The sequence below is a fragment of the Vibrio sp. VPAP30 genome (assembly GCF_001188205.1).
Taxonomy (GTDB): domain Bacteria; phylum Pseudomonadota; class Gammaproteobacteria; order Enterobacterales; family Vibrionaceae; genus Vibrio; species Vibrio bivalvicida.
In genome coordinates this window covers 209,057-225,144 of record NZ_LBLS01000036.1, presented here as the reverse complement: position 1 = coordinate 225,144, position 16,088 = coordinate 209,057, and the positions used below count along the sequence as shown (strand labels likewise).

Sequence of the window (16,088 nt, the reverse complement as noted above, 5' to 3'; positions counted from 1 at the left end):
TCTTATTTAAGGTAACGGTTTAAAAGCTCGACTTCACCGCTTCGGCAATCTTAAGTGCAGAAGACTGAACAAGCTCAGCATCTTCACCTTCAACCATCACGCGAATCAGTGGCTCGGTCCCCGATTTGCGCAGCAATACGCGGCCTTTGTCACCTAACTCAGCTTCCACTTCAACTACCGACGCTTTTACGGCATCAGCTTCTAGTGGATTAGAGTCGCCAGAAAAACGTACATTCTCCAGAACTTGTGGGTACAGCGTCATTCCTTGCGAAAGTTCATGTAGCGACATTTCGCTACCCACCACTGAAGCAAGCACCTGAAGAGCAGCAACGATAGCATCACCTGTAGTCACTTTATCAAGTAAGATAACGTGACCTGAGTTTTCTGCACCGATTTTCCAACCTTTCTCAAGTAATTGCTCCATTACGTAGCGATCACCTACCGCGGCACGGACAAATGGAATACCTAGCTGTTTCAATCCATTTTCCATACCTAGGTTAGTCATCAACGTACCAACCACACCACCTCTTAGCTCACCGCGACGCAGCGCATCACGAGCGATGATATAAGCGATTTGGTCACCATCAACTTTGTTGCCTAAGTGGTCAACCATGATGATGCGGTCACCGTCACCATCAAAGGCTAAACCTAGCTCAGCCCCTTCTTCAACCACGCGCTTTTGTAGTGCACGCACATCTGTCGCACCGACTTCAGCATTAATGTTGGTGCCATTTGGCTCTATCCCCATCGCAATCACTTTAGCGCCAAGTTCACTAAATACCGCTGGAGCGATATGGTAGGTGGCACCATGAGCACAATCGACAACGATTTTCTTGCCCGCTAAGCTTAACTCTGAAGGGAAGGTACTTTTACAAAACTCAATATAACGACCTGCGGCATCGTCAAGACGGCTTGCTTTACCCAGCAATGAAGACTCGACACACTCGATATCTTTATCTAGCTCAGCTTCTATTGCTAACTCAATATCGTCAGGTAGTTTGGTTCCTTCTGAAGAAAAGAATTTAATACCGTTGTCATAGTATGGGTTGTGTGATGCTGAAATCACTATCCCCGCCTCAGCACGGAAAGTTTGCGTTAAGTACGCAACCGCTGGTGTTGGCATTGGCCCCGTAAAAGTGGCTTTAAGGCCAGCAGCGGCTAAGCCTGCTTCAAGCGCCGACTCCAGCATATAACCTGAAATGCGTGTGTCCTTACCGATGATCACCTTCTTTGTGCCTTGCTTCGCCAATACGCGACCTGCAGCCCAGCCTAGCTTAAGCACAAAATCTGGAGTAATTGGGTATTGGCCCACTTTGCCACGTACACCATCCGTACCAAAATAACGTCTCTTATCAGACATGGTTGTTCCTTTTTATCTTTCTATTTTGCTCAATGATTCGCTTTGGTCATTGAGACAATTTTCATAGCATCAAGCGTTTGTTCAAAATCGTGCACGCGAATAATTTGCGCACCTTTCATAGCGGCGATTGTAGCGCAACTTACGCTCGCTGCCACGCACTGCGCCGGCGCTTTATCGAGTAATTTGAAGATCATAGATTTTCTCGACATCCCAGCAAGGATTGGCAAGCCAAATTGATGAAATTCTTCAAGGTGAGACAACATCTGATAGTTGTGCTCGAGCGTTTTACCAAAACCAAACCCAGGATCAAGTATCAGCTTTTCACGCTCGATACCAACTTCTGAACACGCCTTAATGCGCTGCTGTAAAAACTCACCGACTTCCTTTAACAGATCATCGTAATGCGGATTCGATTGCATAGTACGAGGCTGCCCTTGCATATGCATTAAACAGATAGGCAAGCCGGTTTTCGCTGCGACTTCGAGTGCTCCAGGTTCTTGCAAAGCCCTCACGTCATTGATGATATCAGCTCCCGCCTCGGCAGCTTGGCGCATCACCTCTGCTTTGCTGGTATCTACTGATATCCACACATCAGACTGCGCGCGAATCGCCTTAATCACAGGAATAACTCGTTGTAGTTCTTCCTCTAACTCCACATCTGGCGCTCCAGGACGAGTAGACTCACCACCGATGTCAATAATCGTCACACCTACGTCTATCATTCGCTGCGCTTGAGCAAGAGCATCAGCCAGTGTGCGAAACTTTCCACCATCAGAAAAAGAGTCAGGGGTGACATTAAGAATTCCCATCACTTGAGGGTGCGATAAGTCGAGCGTTTTATTGTTTGCTTTTAGAATCATAAATACAAAAACCCCGAGTTTCCTCGGGGTTTCTCTTAATTAAATCAACTATTCTGAGTCTTTCTTCTCAGTCACTTCTTCTGAAGTGTTTTCTTGCGAAGCAGCAGCGTCATCAGCCTTTGCTTCGTTAGCAGGTGCTTCCACTTTGCCTTCTGACTTATCCTCTGGCTTAGCTTCCGGTTTATTACTTGGGCTATCACCCCACCCCGCTGGCTCACGAATATCTGCTTTGCGCTCCATCAGGTCATCAATCTGACCAGCATCGATAGTCTCGTACTTCATCAAAGCATCTTTCATCGCGTGCATAATATCCATGTTGTTTTCAAGGATCTGTTTAGCACGCTCATAGTTGGTGTCGATAAGGTGGCGAACTTCATTGTCGATAAGCTTCGCCGTATCATCAGACATATGCTTGGTCTGTGTAACGCTTCGACCAAGGAATACTTCACCTTCGTCTTCTGCGTAAAGAAGAGGACCAAGCTTTTCCGAGAAACCCCATTGAGTCACCATCTTACGCGCAATATCTGTTGCTCGTTCGATATCGTTTGAAGCACCTGTCGATACTTTGTCAGCACCGTAAATTAGCTCTTCAGCCAAACGACCACCGTACAAACTTGAGATCATTGACTCAAGATGCTGGCGAGACATGCTTACACGATCTTGCTCTGGGAGGTACATAGTCACACCTAACGCACGACCACGTGGAATAATCGATACTTTATACACAGGATCATGTTCAGGGACCAAACGACCAACAATAGCGTGGCCCGCTTCGTGGTATGCGGTAGACTCTTTAGTCTCTTCCGACATCACCATAGAACGGCGCTCAGCACCCATCATGATCTTGTCTTTCGCCAGTTCAAATTCAACCATTGAAACGTTACGCTTGTTACCACGAGCCGCAAATAGTGCTGCTTCGTTAACAAGGTTAGCAAGATCTGCACCCGAGAAACCCGGAGTACCACGTGCAATAAGCGATGGCTCAACATCCCCTGCTAGTGGCACTTTACGCATGTGCACCTTAAGTATTTGCTCTCGACCACGAACGTCCGGTAGACCAACCACGACCTGACGGTCAAAACGACCAGGACGAAGTAGCGCTGGATCGAGTACATCTGGTCGGTTAGTCGCTGCGATAACGATAATGCCTTCGTTACCTTCGAAACCATCCATTTCAACCAGCATTTGGTTAAGGGTTTGCTCACGCTCATCGTGACCACCACCTACACCTGCGCCACGTTGACGACCTACTGCATCGATCTCATCAATAAAGATGATACATGGTGCGGCTTTCTTCGCTTGCTCGAACATGTCACGTACACGAGATGCACCAACACCAACGAACATTTCAACAAAGTCAGAACCAGAGATAGTAAAGAAAGGTACTTTCGCTTCACCGGCAATTGCTTTAGCCAGTAGCGTTTTACCCGTACCAGGAGGACCAACCATCAGAACACCTGTTGGGATCTTACCACCTAGCTTTTGGAAACGGCTTGGATCGCGCAGGTAGTCTACTAGCTCTTTTACGTCTTCTTTTGCTTCGTCACAACCTGCAACATCACCAAAAGTGGTCTTAATTTGCTCTTCGCTCATCATACGAGCTTTACTCTTACCGAAAGACATAGCGCCTTTACCACCGCCGCCTTGCATCTGACGCATGAAGAAAATCCATACACCAATCAGTAAGATCATAGGGAACCAAGAAATAAAGATAGTACCTAGCAGACTTTGCTCCTCTGGAGGAGTGCCCTGTACTTTCACATTTTGGTTAATTAAGTCATCAAGTAGCTTCTGGTCATAGACTGGCATGTAAGTCACATAACGCGAGCCGCCGCCACGACGTGTGAAAGTGATTTCACCGTCTTTAAAAGTTGCTTCCTGAATCTGGCCTTGGCCAACTTCCTGTACAAACGTGGTGTAATCCACTGCTCTGCCATTGTTCTCTCCAGGGCCAAAGCTCTGGAAAACCGACATCAATACGACAGCGATAACAAGCCACAGAATTAAATTTTTTGCCATGTCACTCAAGGTGTCAGCCTCTCGATAACTAATTGTAATTAAAGGTAGGGTACTACAGTTTATAACCTGTAGCTATAGTGTTAACTCGCCCATCAAAGGGCAAATAGTTAACCTTTGTAACCAGTGGCTACAACAAAGACTTCTCTTGAGCGAGCTCGCGATGAGTCTGGTTTTCTAATTTTTACGACTTTAAATGTATCTCGGACTTCTTTGACAAACTGATCAAAACCTTCGCCCTGAAACACCTTTACGACAAAGCTACCATTAGGGGCTAGAACTTGTCGACACATATCTAAAGCCAATTCAACTAAATACATTGCGCGAGGTTGATCGACAGAATTGTTACCTGCAATATTTGGCGCCATGTCCGACATCACCACATCGACCATAGAAGGTTGAATACGGTCAAGCAGTGCTTCTAAAACAGTATCTTCACGGAAGTCGCCCTGTAAGAAGCTCACACCTGCAATCGGGTCCATTGGCAGCAAATCACATGCAATGATTTGCCCATCCTCACCTACTATCTTAGCAGCATATTGAGACCAACCGCCTGGAGCTGCACCTAAATCCACCACAGTCATACCAGGTTTTAGCAATTTATCCTTAGTTTGGATCTCTTCCATCTTGAAATAAGCACGAGAACGGTAGCCTTTTTTACGGGCTTCATTAGCGTATTTATCATCAAAATGCTCTTTCAACCAGCGACCTGAGCTAGCGGAATGTTTCTGTTTACTCATTTGTTACCTAATAGTAGAGGGAACAACTAACCCAATAAATTATAGTCTTCATGGTTAGATGGCGTTAAAATGGTATTTTTCAACCCTTATATTAAAGAAAATTGGCCGTGTAATGAACCTAAGCACCAAACAAAAGCAGCATCTAAAAGGCCTAGCGCACAGTCTAAAACCTGTTGTGCTTATGGGCGCAAACGGACTAACTGAAGCTGTTCTAGCGGAAATTGAAATTGCTCTTGACCACCATGAGCTAATCAAAATCAAAGTCGCGTCGGAAGATCGCGATACTAAGAACCTGATTATTGAAGCTATTGTACGTGAAACTCGTGCAGAGAAAGTACAAGTAATCGGTAAAACCTTAGTTCTTTTCCGCCAATCACAAGAGCGTAAAATCGAGTTGCCACGCAAGTAATTTAACTTTCAGTGAGCAAGAAAAAAGGTCGCCTGCGCGACCTTTTTTGATATTCAGTGTAATAAATTCACTTAGATATATTCGACACTATCGATTTCAAAGTCGCGGTCGCCACCAGGTGTAGAGATAACCACTTCGTCACCTTCCATCTTACCGATAAGGCCACGAGCAATTGGCGAGCTTACTGAAATACGACCCGCTTTAATATCTGCTTCGTCATCACCAACAATTTGGTATGTTTTCTCTTCTTCTGTATCGCAGTCGATCAAGGCGACTGTTGAACCAAAGATAACTTTACCTGTGTTATCCATTTTCGTTACGTCGATAACCTGAGCGACAGACAACTTATATTCAATATCACGGATCTGTGCTTCACAGATACCTTGCTCTTCACGCGCGGCATGGTATTCCGCGTTCTCTTTTAAGTCACCTAGCTCACGCGCTTCTGCAATGGCTTCAGAAATCTGTGGGCGAAGCTTTAATAGTCGTTCTAGTTCTTCACGTAGCTTTTGTTCGCCACGCAGTGTCATTGGCACTTTTTCCATTATATACCTCATTCCAAAGCAATCTTTGGACAAAACAAAACTACCTAATCCAGTGGACTAGGTAGATGCATTAGCTAATCAATTGCCTCTAGTGTAAACAAACTTGGCGTCTAAATCACTCAAATTAATTGAATGTGATCTTAATCCCAAACTAACTTAGATAAGCCGTTGAAAAAGTGACGCTATTTTTGAATTTGATCGCGCCTTCAAACATTTTTCACCTAAAAAAAAATAAATGATCGGATAAAAAGCAACCTATCAACAAGGAGAATAAAACGTATATAATCAAATACTTGATATTATTTTATATTAAATAAAACACTGTTCATATATTCAATTTATATCATTTTACTAACTCATAATGGAACTTTGCGTTAAAACCTTAGCTGACCCAATCAGCGGGATTAGTCCTTATTGCTCAACAACTTGCTATAACGCATGGCTATGAGACTGGATTACTAGCGCTGATAAACAGAGGACTCACCCAATAGTGGCGATACTCCTCGCTATATAACTATTTATGGACAGTAAATTAGGACTAATAAGATGAACAAGACTCTGATCGCTTTAGCAGTTTCAGCTGCAGCAGTAGCTACAGGCGCACACGCATCAGCTGATGGTATTCAAGCTGGCGGTATCGAAGGTACTTCAGTATACAGCTCAAACGGTAACTCTCTAGAGATCGGCGGTCGTGCTGAAGCTCGTATGTCTCTAAAAGATGGTAAAGCTGAAGACAAAACTCGCGTGCGTCTAAACTTCCTTGGTAAAACTCAGATCAATGATAACCTATACGGCCTAGGTTTCTACGAAGCAGAGTACAACGCAAATGACAACGCTACAGATGGCGATAAGAACGATATCGATCATCGTTACACTTACGCTGGTATTGGCGGTAACTTCGGTGAAGTAACTTACGGTAAAAACGACGGTGCACTAGGCGTTATCACTGACTTTACTGATATCATGTCTTACCACGGTAACACTGCTGCTTACAAACTAGTTGTAGCTGACCGTACAGACAACATGCTGTCATACAAAGGCCAATTTGAAGATCTAGGTCTTAAAGCGAGCTACCGCTTTGCTGACCGTGTAGAAGACACTGTTAACGGTGGTTACACTGACAACGAAACAGATGGTTACTCTCTATCTGCAATCTACGCAATCGGCGACACTGGTGTTAAGCTAGGTGGTGGTTATGCAGATCAAGATACTGGCGCTAGCAAGTCTTCTGATCAGTACATGCTTGCTGCATCTTACCGCATCAGCGATTTCTACTTCGCTGGTACGTTTACTGATGGTCAAGACAAAGATGGTTCAAGCAAAACAGATAAAACTGGTTACGAATTCGCAGCAGCTTACACTCTAGAAAAAGTAGCATTCACTACAACATACAATAAGCTAGAAGAGAAAACTTCAGGCACTACGTATGATGCAGCTGACAATGTAGCGATCGATGCAACATACTACTTCAAGCCAAACTTCCGTACTTACATCTCTTACAACTTCAACCTACTTGGTAAAGATGATAAGACAGCAACTGGTACTGTAGGTAAAGCTGGTGCAGAAGACGAGCTAGCTCTAGGTCTACGTTACGACTTCTAATTTCCTGACATTAAGTCATGAACCTAAGACGCCTGCTCTCTAGCAGGCGTTTTTTTTACCCGCTATACTGACCTTCTTTGCCTCTAATCGTGAATCTCTTATGCTGTGCTGTGTTGATCGTGTTACTTCCGCTTGCTTACTCTTTCTAATCAGCATGACTGCATGGGCATATTCCCCTCTTGATGAACTGCCCCTAGGTAGTCGTGCGGCAATTACGGTTGAGGCGCTGAAAAACCAAACTCAATTTCAACAAACTGACAATCAGAGCCAGCTTTTTCCTCCTGCCAGTACTTTAAAAATCGTCACTGCACTTGCCGCTAAACTAGAACTCGGTGACAACTTCATGTTTGAAACTAATATTGAGCAAGCAGGTAAAGATGTCGTCGTACGTTTTAGTGGCGATCCGACTTTAACGACACCAGATTTAAAACAATTACTGAGTAAGCTTAGTAATCAAGGCATCACGAGGATAAGCGGAGATCTTTGGCTCGATAATAGCGCATTTACTGGCTACGACCGGGCGGTCGGCTGGCCGTGGGATATTCTTGGTGTCTGTTACAGCGCTCCGGCGAGTGCAATTTCACTGGATGAAAACTGTGTTCAAGCCTCTATTTATACTCAACAAGATGGCAAAACTCGAGTCTATGTGCCCGAGCATCAACCAATTTATGTCACCACAGTGGCAAGTTCGGTTTCTAAAATTGAACAAGAGAGCACTCAATGCGATTTAGAGTTACTTTCTTCACCTGACAACCACTATCAGCTTCAAGGATGCTTGCAAAACCGTAGCAAGCCGCTCCCGCTTAAATTTGCAGTTCAAGATCCTGCTCTGTATACGCAGAGAATTGTTAATACACTTCTTACTCAACTTAATATCGAGTTAAGCGGTAGTATTCGGCTTGGTGCTCCCGAACAACCAGGTAAAGTGATTGCAACCCATCGCTCAAAGGCACTACCTAAGCTACTTGAAACCATGCTAAAGAAATCAGATAACCTTATCGCCGACAACCTAACTAAAACCTTAGGTGCCAAGTTCTTTATACAACCCGGCAGTTTTGCTAACGGTACCAAGGCTATCAAGCAGATTTTGTTTGCTCAAACAGGTATTGATATTGAACATACCCCGTTGGCAGATGGTTCAGGTTTATCACGTAATAACCGCTTTACCAGTCAAAATATGGCGGCGGTGCTGCGCTATATTTGGCAACATGACAGTGAACTTGACTTGATCTCCTTAATGCCAACATCGGGCACCAATGGAACACTTAAATATCGTCGCAGTATGCGTAAAGCACCAATTAAAGGTGAGCTGATTGCCAAAAGTGGTTCAGTGTATGGCAGCTATAATATGGCGGGCTATGGGTTAGATAACTCAGGTAAGCCGAGTACGCTGTTTGTTCAGTTTGTAACTGACTACCACCCACCAAAAACAAAGGGCGATGATAAACCTACCATCGCCCCGATCACCAAGTTTGAAACCTTGTTCTACAAAGATATTGTTAACTTCAGTCAGGCGATACCTAAAAAGTAGTTCACCACAGTGAAGTAAATCCACATTCCCGAGATATCAACGATAGACGCTAAAACCGGGCTTACCAGCACGGCAGGATCAAGCTTAAATGCACGCGCTAGGATAGGCAGTAATCCACCTAGTGTGGTCGACATCGTCACCTGAATAAACAGTGCAACCGCGATAGCAAGTGCGATGGTATTGAGCTCAAAACCCCCGGTACTACTGCTATCACTAAAGAGTAAGATGCGCCCAATAATCACCAAAGCAATGGCAAAAGCCAAACAAATAGCGACTCGACTCTCTTTCCAAAACACCTCTAGCCACTGCCGTTTACGTAACTCACCAGTCGCCAAGGCTCGTATAACTAAGGTTGCCGCTTGAGTACCTGTATTACCACCAGCCGCTGCTATTACCGGCATATAGATAGCCAATAGCACCAACTGGCTTAATGTATCTTCATACTGGGCAATAATTAAACCTGAGACTATCCCCAGTAAAGCAAGAGCAATGATCCAGCCTATGCGCTGCTTAACATGCTCAATGACCGAGGTATCTAGATAACTGCTGGATGTTTCCACTTCTGAGTGAATAAAGCCCAGTTGATGCGCATAGTGTCGGGCTAACTTGTCGTGCCCACCAAGTTCAAGCGCAGATATCAACTGCTGGACATAGCCCACTGAGCAGTGATGTAAAATCCCAACAGCTTCTTCTACTGGCATCACTGTGAGTAAATGAACCTGCTGGGTTTGCTCGTACTGCAAAAATGCATTGCGAGCAGCACCTATTTCTTCTTGAGAAAAGTGCGGGGTATTTTCAATGTAAGTATTGCTCATTACCGTCATGGCGAATCTCCCGATTGGCAATTGGTAACGACCATCAAATACAGTCACACGTCAATTTCGAATAAACAAACGCACTGCCTGCACAATGAATGTACAGAGAACTGTATAGGATTCTAGAATTTAGAGGAGAAAAACGTGAGGATTCACAAACAGATAAGAAGCACTCTACCGCAAAGGTAGAGACATGAGACGACAATACCGAAGCGGACTATTTTTCCCCTTTAATACTAGGAGGATGGTCGATATTGTTCATAAAAGTCTCCGAAAAAACTGCCGATTTGGCAGCGCGAGGATGATAACAAAAGTTATGTTGTAAATCAGCCTAATTGGGCAAAAAAGTTAGATATTCAATCTATCTCTTTGAAAACAAAAAAGCGCCTAATTAAGGCGCTTCTATCAAACATAGTACTGCTGAATGCTATCGCCTAATTGATTGTTAGGCGAGCGAATTTACGTTTACCTACTTGGAATACGTAAGTTCCTGCTTCAGGGGCAAACTTAGAGTCTGCGACCTTTTCACCATCAATCTTAGCCGCACCTTGCTTAACCATACGCATCGCTTCAGATGTCGAGGCACATAACCCAGCCTCTTTAAGCAGGTTACTTACAGGTAAACCTGCATCAAATGCAAACTCTGGCATTTCATCAGGGATTTGGTTCTTAGCAAAACGGTTGACGAACTCTTGTTCTGCCATGTCAGCTTCTGCTTGAGAGTGGAAGCGCGCAATGATCTCTTTGGCCAGAGCTACTTTCACATCACGTGGATTTTGACCTGCTTCAACACCCGCTTTCAATTGAGCCACTTCTTCAAGTGGACGGAATGAAAGCAAGTCGTAGTAGTTCCACATTAGGTCATCAGAGATCGACATGATCTTACCAAACATTTCGCTCGGCGCTTCACTGATACCAATGTAGTTGTTTGCTGACTTAGACATCTTCTTCTCGCCATCTAGACCAACAAGAAGTGGCATCATGAGCACAACTTGAGGCTTCTGAGCGTTAGATTTCTGCAGCTCGCGTCCCATTAGCAGGTTAAACTTCTGGTCAGTACCGCCAAGCTCAACGTCCGTCTCCATTGCAACTGAATCGTAGCCTTGTAGCAGTGGGTACATAAATTCATGAATCGCGATAGGCTGACCACCAGCATAGCGCTTCTTAAAGTCATCGCGCTCTAGCATACGTGCCACAGTTTGGTTAGCAGCAAGGCGAATCATACCTTCAGCTCCTAGTTCAGACAGCCACTCAGAATTAAACTGAATCTTAGTCTTAGCCGGATCTAGGATTTTAAACACCTGCTCTTTGTAGGTTTCAGCGTTACGCAGTACGTCTTCACGGCTTAGTGGTGGACGGGTATTGTTTTTGCCCGTTGGATCACCGACCATCGCAGTAAAGTCACCGATTAGGAAAGTAACGTCGTGGCCTAGCTCCTGAAATGCACGAAGCTTATTGAAAATCACTGTATGACCAAGGTGAATATCTGGTGCGGTAGGATCGGCACCTAATTTAATGCGAAGAGGACGCCCCTCTTTCAACTTAGCAATCAGTTCTTCTTCTGGAATCAGTTCTTCAACACCGCGCTTAATCTCGGCTAGTGCAGCTTCAATGCTCGCCATTCTTGTTCACTCCCACAGATTTGGCAAAAATTTGTTAGTTGGTCATCTTACTTGAATAGCGATGCTTTTTGAAACCAGTTAGACTAAACAGCTAAGCTTTTTTACTGAATTTTTTAGAACGGACATAAGATGTTGTCTCTTTTCGCTCGATTACCATGGATTCATCGAGCCCTTATCGCCATATTTAGCGCATTTATCGTTATCGCACTGTTACTGCCTGCGCCCAAAGATCTCCGCCAAGAGGAGAGTAACTATCAAGTAGGCCAAGCCTACCCATTAGCTATTGATCTTGAACAGCTCGCATTACAAGAATCTGCCCACAAGCTCACTGTACTGCGTTGGGAAAAACATACGATTGGTTCTGGGGATAGTATGGCGCTACTATTCCAGCGTGCAGGGCTTTCTTCTCGCCTGCTATACCAACTAACCTCAACCAATAAAGACATTCAACGCCAATTAACTCGGGTTAGACCTGGTGATTCCTTTCAACTTGGGTTTGATGAAAACAACCAATTAATTCAACTCAAACGCGTGATTAGCCCATACGAGACATTTCTTGTCACTAAATCCGATAGCGGTTACTCCTCAACGATCGATAAAAAAGAAGTTCACTATCAATACAACTACGCTGAGGCCGACATCACCTCAAATTTCTGGAATGCCGGTGTTAACGCAGGTTTAACACCCAATCAGATTATGGAACTTGCCGGGATCTTTGGTTGGGATATTGACTTCGCTCTAGATATTCGAGGCGGAGACCACTTTAAGATCCTTTATCAGGAAAAAGTGGTTGAAGGAGAAGTGGTTGGCCGAGGCAAGATCATCGCTGCTATCTTCAAAAACCAAGGCGATACCTTTAAAGCGATTCTCGATGATAAAACTGGCAACTACTATGATGAAAATGGTCGCGCGATGAAAAAAGCCTTCTTACGCTCACCGCTTGATTTCCGTCGTGTCACTTCGAACTTTAACCCGACCCGTCGCCACCCAGTGACCGGAAAAGTTCGCGCTCACCGAGGCACTGATTACGCGGCACCTGTCGGTACACCGATTTGGGCAGCAGGTGACGGAACAGTGCTTAAATCGAGTTACAACCAGTTCAACGGCAACTATGTATTCATCAAACACAGCAATACTTACATCACCAAATACCTGCACCTACAACGGCGTAAGGTCAAAACAGGGCAACGTGTTAAGCAAGGACAAACAATAGGTACGTTAGGAGGCACAGGTCGCGTCACTGGCCCACACCTCCATTACGAATTCTTAGTTAACGGTGTCCACAAAAACGCAAGAACGGTGAAACTACCCCAATCCAAGTCACTGACGGGTAAATCAAAGACCACCTATATTGCCAACGCTAAGTTGAGGCTTGAAAAACTTGAACGTTATGGCGAGTTACTTGCTACCCCATAAACATGCAGACCCGCAGTTTACATGCGGGTCTTTTTTATGATTGGGCTATTGAGGACTAATCAGCTTCAATGACTTGGTTCGCCTGCTCTTCCACTTTATGCACTCGCCCCAACATAAGCAGACACGGAGTCAGCACTAGGGTCAACAACGTAGCGAATGCCAACCCTCCTGCAACTGCGGTTGCTAGCTGCGACCACCATTGGGTACTTGGTGCACCAAACTCGATCTTTTGATTAATTAAATCAATGTTCATCTCTAGTACCATAGGTAGCAATCCGAGAATTGTCGTTACTGTAGTCAACAATACCGGCCTTAAACGCTGCACACCGGTACGCAGAATCGCTTCTCGCTTATCGAGCCCCCGCTTTAGTAGTTGGTTGTAAGTATCAATCAATACAATGTTGTTATTGACCACTATGCCCGCCAACGCGATAACACCGATGCCTGACATAATAATGCCAAACGGCTTTTGAAAGACCAATAAGCCAACAAACACCCCAACAGTAGAAAACAGCACAGCGCTTAAGATTAAGAATGCTTGATAAAAACTGTTGAATTGGGTGATCAGGATCAGTGCCATCACCACCAAGGCAACCAAGAAAGCGTTTTGCAGGAAGGCAGAAGAGTTTTCTTGCTCTTCATTCTGACCACGTATTCTAAATTCAACACTGGCAGGGAGTTCAAGACCAGACACCGCCTCATTAATCTTCGGCAACTCTAATGCGAGGTTATAACCCTCTTTTATATCAGCCATAATGTTAATCACTCGATGGCCATCAATACGACGAATCGTATCTTGCTTATGCTCAGGAATAATATTGGCAAAGTTGGTAATGGGAACAAGGCCAGCCGGTGTTTTGACTCGCAATTGATCAAAACGACCAATATCGCGTTTTTCTTCTGGGTAACGAACCAATATATCCACTTCTTCGGTCGCATCATCAGGGAGATAGTCACCAATCTTCAGACCATTGGTCACAAACTGAACCGTATTGCCCACTAGGGTAGCATCGGCAGCAAACCGCGAGGCATCATCACGACGAATATCAATCTGCCAGTCAATGCCCTCTTTACTCGATGTATCACTAAGGTTAGTAAACGCTGGGTAGTTGTCCGCCCACAGTCTAACCAACTTGGCGGCTCCATCTAGCTCATCTGGGATTCGCGCCGACATTTCGATCACCAGATCGTGCTCTACTGGTGGGCCTGCATCGGGGAATTTATACTCTATTTCTACCCCCGCATATTGATCCGTTTGCTGTTTAAGCTCTTCGATAATGTCTTTCACTTTACGGCGATATTGCCAATCGACTGGCGTGATCTGAATCTGACCTATCTCGTCATCCCCTCCCGTTTTGGTATAGACGCTTTCAAACTCATCTTGTCCAAGCATCACCGCCTCAATGTCGCGCATAATGACATCTTTCTCGTCCAAAGAAAGATCGCCATAAGAACGCACTTTAGCGGTAAAAAAAGGTGGATCAACAGCAGGGAAAAACTCGGCGCCCAATCCTGCTTTGGCATAAGTAAAGCCAACGCCTATTGCAAGGAGTATCGCACTAAACAGAATTTTTAAAGGATGACGTATGGCAATATCTAAAGTATGGAAGTAAAGCTTAGTAATACCCGTCGCCTTAGAGAAGTCACCTTCATGCAACGCGACCATTTCCTGCCTTTGCGCTTTAGTCACGTGCTGAGGTCGACCAATCAAGCTACCCAACACAGGGACAAACAATAACGCCATCACCAACGAAGCCGTCAATGTTGCGATTAAAGTAAGCGGCAAGTACTTCATAAACTCACCCGTAACATCAGGCCAGAAAAGCAGTGGGGCAAATGCTGCTAGGGTGGTTGCAGTTGAAGCAGTAATCGGCCACGCCATGCGTTTTGCCGCATCTCGATAGGCATCTCGCCTTGGTGTCCCCTCTTGCATTCTTCGATCTGCAAATTCGGTGACCACAATCGCACCATCAACCAACATACCCACGGCCATGATCAACGAAAATAGCACAACAATATTGACCGTTAAGCCAAATACCGACAGCACTAACAAACCCGTCAGGAACGAACCAGGAATTGACACACCAACTAAAAACGCAGTGCGTACACCTAAGATAGCGATAATGACGATGACAACTAAAATGATTGCAGACAAAATATTGTTTTGCAGATCATTAAGCATCATTTTAACGTCTTTGGATTGATCCCAAGTGTATTTAACCAATAAGTTATTTGGCCAATCTGGGCGTTTTTGCGCTTCTTCCAGTACCGCTTTTATCAAGCTCACTGTTTCGATACTATTTTCACCAGCGCGTTTTTTCACATCGAGTACTAATGCCGACTTACCATCAAGTCTGGCGTAACTCTCAGGATCACGGAATGCACGTCTGACTGTCGCCACATCACCAAACGTAATCACTTGCTTGCCATCGACCTTTACGGGAAGTTCAAGCACATCTTTTAAAGAGTCAAACACTGACGGTACTTTGACCGAAAAGCGTCCGTAGCCTGTATCAACAAAACCTGCCGCGACCACTTTGTTGTTAAGCGCGATTAAGTTGTAGATATCACCCTGATCAAGACCATAGCTTTCCATTAATAAAGGATCGACAATAATCTCGACGATATCCTCACGATCACCTGCAATATCGACTTCAAGGATCTGACGGTAACTCTCTAGCTTGTCTCTTAATTGCCGTGCAATTTGAACTATGGTGCGCTCGGGAACCGTACCATAAAGTACAATTGAAAGAGCCGGCTCCTCCGACGCAAGCGTGACTTCATTAACCGTTGGTTCATCACTATCGCTTGGTAATTTGGGTTTAGCCAGATCGACCGCCTCACGCACATCGGCCATCGCCTTACTAAGATCCACTCCAACGCTGAACTCGAGCATCACTGAAGCGTGGCCTTCTGAAGCCGTCGAGGTCATTTCCTTTACACCCTCAATCGATCTCAACTCTTGTTCGATCGGGCGGACAAGTAGCCTTTCAGCATCAGATGGAGAAATACCTTGGTGCCCTACTGACACATAGATAATAGGAATAGTGATGTCTGGACTAGACTCTTTCGGAATCGTTACATAAGTCACCACACCAGCAAACAAAATAAACATCAGCAGCACAATCATAGTTCGAGTACGAGAAAGCGCAGCATCAATCAATGCAAACAT

Annotated in this window: 12 protein-coding genes; 4 read left to right on the top strand and 8 right to left on the bottom strand. The window is 44.9% G+C overall.

Going from position 1 to position 16,088, the window contains the following annotated elements:
* Positions 1–19: 19 nt before the first annotated feature.
* From glmM to rlmE, 4 genes are all read right to left on the bottom strand, one after another.
* The gene (glmM, locus tag ZX61_RS16420; RefSeq protein ID WP_049845677.1) at positions 20–1,360 is read right to left on the bottom strand and encodes a phosphoglucosamine mutase; all 1,341 of its coding nucleotides are present in this window, start codon (positions 1,358–1,360) and stop codon (positions 20–22) included.
* Positions 1,361–1,389: 29 nt separating this feature from the next.
* A complete protein-coding gene (gene folP / locus ZX61_RS16415; protein ID WP_049845676.1) occupies positions 1,390–2,220 on the bottom strand; it encodes a dihydropteroate synthase in 831 nt (276 codons plus the stop codon).
* Between the two features lie 48 nt (positions 2,221–2,268).
* A complete protein-coding gene (ftsH, locus tag ZX61_RS16410; protein WP_049845675.1) occupies positions 2,269–4,239 on the bottom strand; it encodes an ATP-dependent zinc metalloprotease FtsH in 1,971 nt (656 codons plus the stop codon).
* 107 nt (positions 4,240–4,346) lie between these two features.
* Positions 4,347–4,976, bottom strand: coding sequence for a 23S rRNA (uridine(2552)-2'-O)-methyltransferase RlmE (gene rlmE, locus ZX61_RS16405; protein ID WP_049845674.1), 630 nt, complete (start codon positions 4,974–4,976; stop codon positions 4,347–4,349).
* 112 nt (positions 4,977–5,088) lie between these two features.
* Here rlmE and yhbY point away from each other — a divergent pair, with 112 nt between their 5' ends.
* Positions 5,089–5,385, top strand: a complete 297-nt coding sequence (gene yhbY / locus ZX61_RS16400; protein WP_049845673.1) for a ribosome assembly RNA-binding protein YhbY — start codon at positions 5,089–5,091, stop codon at positions 5,383–5,385.
* A 71-nt stretch (positions 5,386–5,456) separates the two neighbouring features.
* Here yhbY and greA read toward each other — a convergent pair whose 3' ends face one another.
* A complete protein-coding gene (gene greA / locus ZX61_RS16395) occupies positions 5,457–5,930 on the bottom strand; it encodes a transcription elongation factor GreA (RefSeq protein WP_049845672.1) in 474 nt (157 codons plus the stop codon).
* Between the two features lie 546 nt (positions 5,931–6,476).
* Between greA and ZX61_RS16390 the strand changes: the two genes are divergently transcribed.
* Both ZX61_RS16390 and dacB read left to right on the top strand, forming a co-directional pair.
* The gene (locus tag ZX61_RS16390; protein WP_049845671.1) at positions 6,477–7,532 is read left to right on the top strand and encodes a porin; all 1,056 of its coding nucleotides are present in this window, start codon (positions 6,477–6,479) and stop codon (positions 7,530–7,532) included.
* A 100-nt stretch (positions 7,533–7,632) separates the two neighbouring features.
* Complete coding sequence (dacB, locus tag ZX61_RS16385; RefSeq protein ID WP_049845670.1) at positions 7,633–9,063, top strand: serine-type D-Ala-D-Ala carboxypeptidase; 1,431 nt, start codon at positions 7,633–7,635, stop codon at positions 9,061–9,063.
* Here the strand turns inward: dacB and ZX61_RS16380 are convergent.
* Both ZX61_RS16380 and tyrS read right to left on the bottom strand, forming a co-directional pair.
* A complete protein-coding gene (locus ZX61_RS16380; protein ID WP_049845669.1) occupies positions 9,042–9,887 on the bottom strand; it encodes a magnesium transporter in 846 nt (281 codons plus the stop codon). The two genes, dacB and ZX61_RS16380, sit on opposite strands and share 22 nt — an antisense overlap.
* A 425-nt stretch (positions 9,888–10,312) precedes the next feature.
* Positions 10,313–11,500 (bottom strand): tyrosine--tRNA ligase, encoded by a 1,188-nt coding sequence (gene tyrS / locus ZX61_RS16375; protein WP_049845668.1) that lies wholly within the window; start codon positions 11,498–11,500, stop codon positions 10,313–10,315.
* Positions 11,501–11,629: 129 nt separating this feature from the next.
* On the opposite strand from tyrS, the gene ZX61_RS16370 reads away from it, so the two are divergent.
* On the top strand, positions 11,630–12,916 hold the full coding sequence (locus ZX61_RS16370) for a peptidoglycan DD-metalloendopeptidase family protein (RefSeq protein WP_049845667.1): 1,287 nt from the start codon (positions 11,630–11,632) through the stop codon (positions 12,914–12,916).
* Positions 12,917–12,971: 55 nt separating this feature from the next.
* Here ZX61_RS16370 and ZX61_RS16365 read toward each other — a convergent pair whose 3' ends face one another.
* Positions 12,972–16,088 (bottom strand): efflux RND transporter permease subunit, encoded by a 3,117-nt coding sequence (locus ZX61_RS16365; protein WP_049845666.1) that lies wholly within the window; start codon positions 16,086–16,088, stop codon positions 12,972–12,974.

Coding starts and splice junctions, on each gene's coding strand:
- tyrS (WP_049845668.1), bottom strand. CDS start 11,500: ATGGCGAGCATTGAAGCTGCACTAGCCGAGATTAAGCGCGGTGTTGAA.
- folP (WP_049845676.1), bottom strand. CDS start 2,220: ATGATTCTAAAAGCAAACAATAAAACGCTCGACTTATCGCACCCTCAA.
- ZX61_RS16380 (WP_049845669.1), bottom strand. CDS start 9,887: ATGACGGTAATGAGCAATACTTACATTGAAAATACCCCGCACTTTTCT.
- rlmE (WP_049845674.1), bottom strand. CDS start 4,976: ATGAGTAAACAGAAACATTCCGCTAGCTCAGGTCGCTGGTTGAAAGAG.
- glmM (WP_049845677.1), bottom strand. CDS start 1,360: ATGTCTGATAAGAGACGTTATTTTGGTACGGATGGTGTACGTGGCAAA.
- dacB (WP_049845670.1), top strand. CDS start 7,633: ATGCTGTGCTGTGTTGATCGTGTTACTTCCGCTTGCTTACTCTTTCTA.
- ZX61_RS16370 (WP_049845667.1), top strand. CDS start 11,630: ATGTTGTCTCTTTTCGCTCGATTACCATGGATTCATCGAGCCCTTATC.
- yhbY (WP_049845673.1), top strand. CDS start 5,089: ATGAACCTAAGCACCAAACAAAAGCAGCATCTAAAAGGCCTAGCGCAC.
- ZX61_RS16390 (WP_049845671.1), top strand. CDS start 6,477: ATGAACAAGACTCTGATCGCTTTAGCAGTTTCAGCTGCAGCAGTAGCT.
- ftsH (WP_049845675.1), bottom strand. CDS start 4,239: ATGGCAAAAAATTTAATTCTGTGGCTTGTTATCGCTGTCGTATTGATG.
- ZX61_RS16365 (WP_049845666.1), bottom strand. CDS start 16,088: ATGTTTGCATTGATTGATGCTGCGCTTTCTCGTACTCGAACTATGATT.
- greA (WP_049845672.1), bottom strand. CDS start 5,930: ATGGAAAAAGTGCCAATGACACTGCGTGGCGAACAAAAGCTACGTGAA.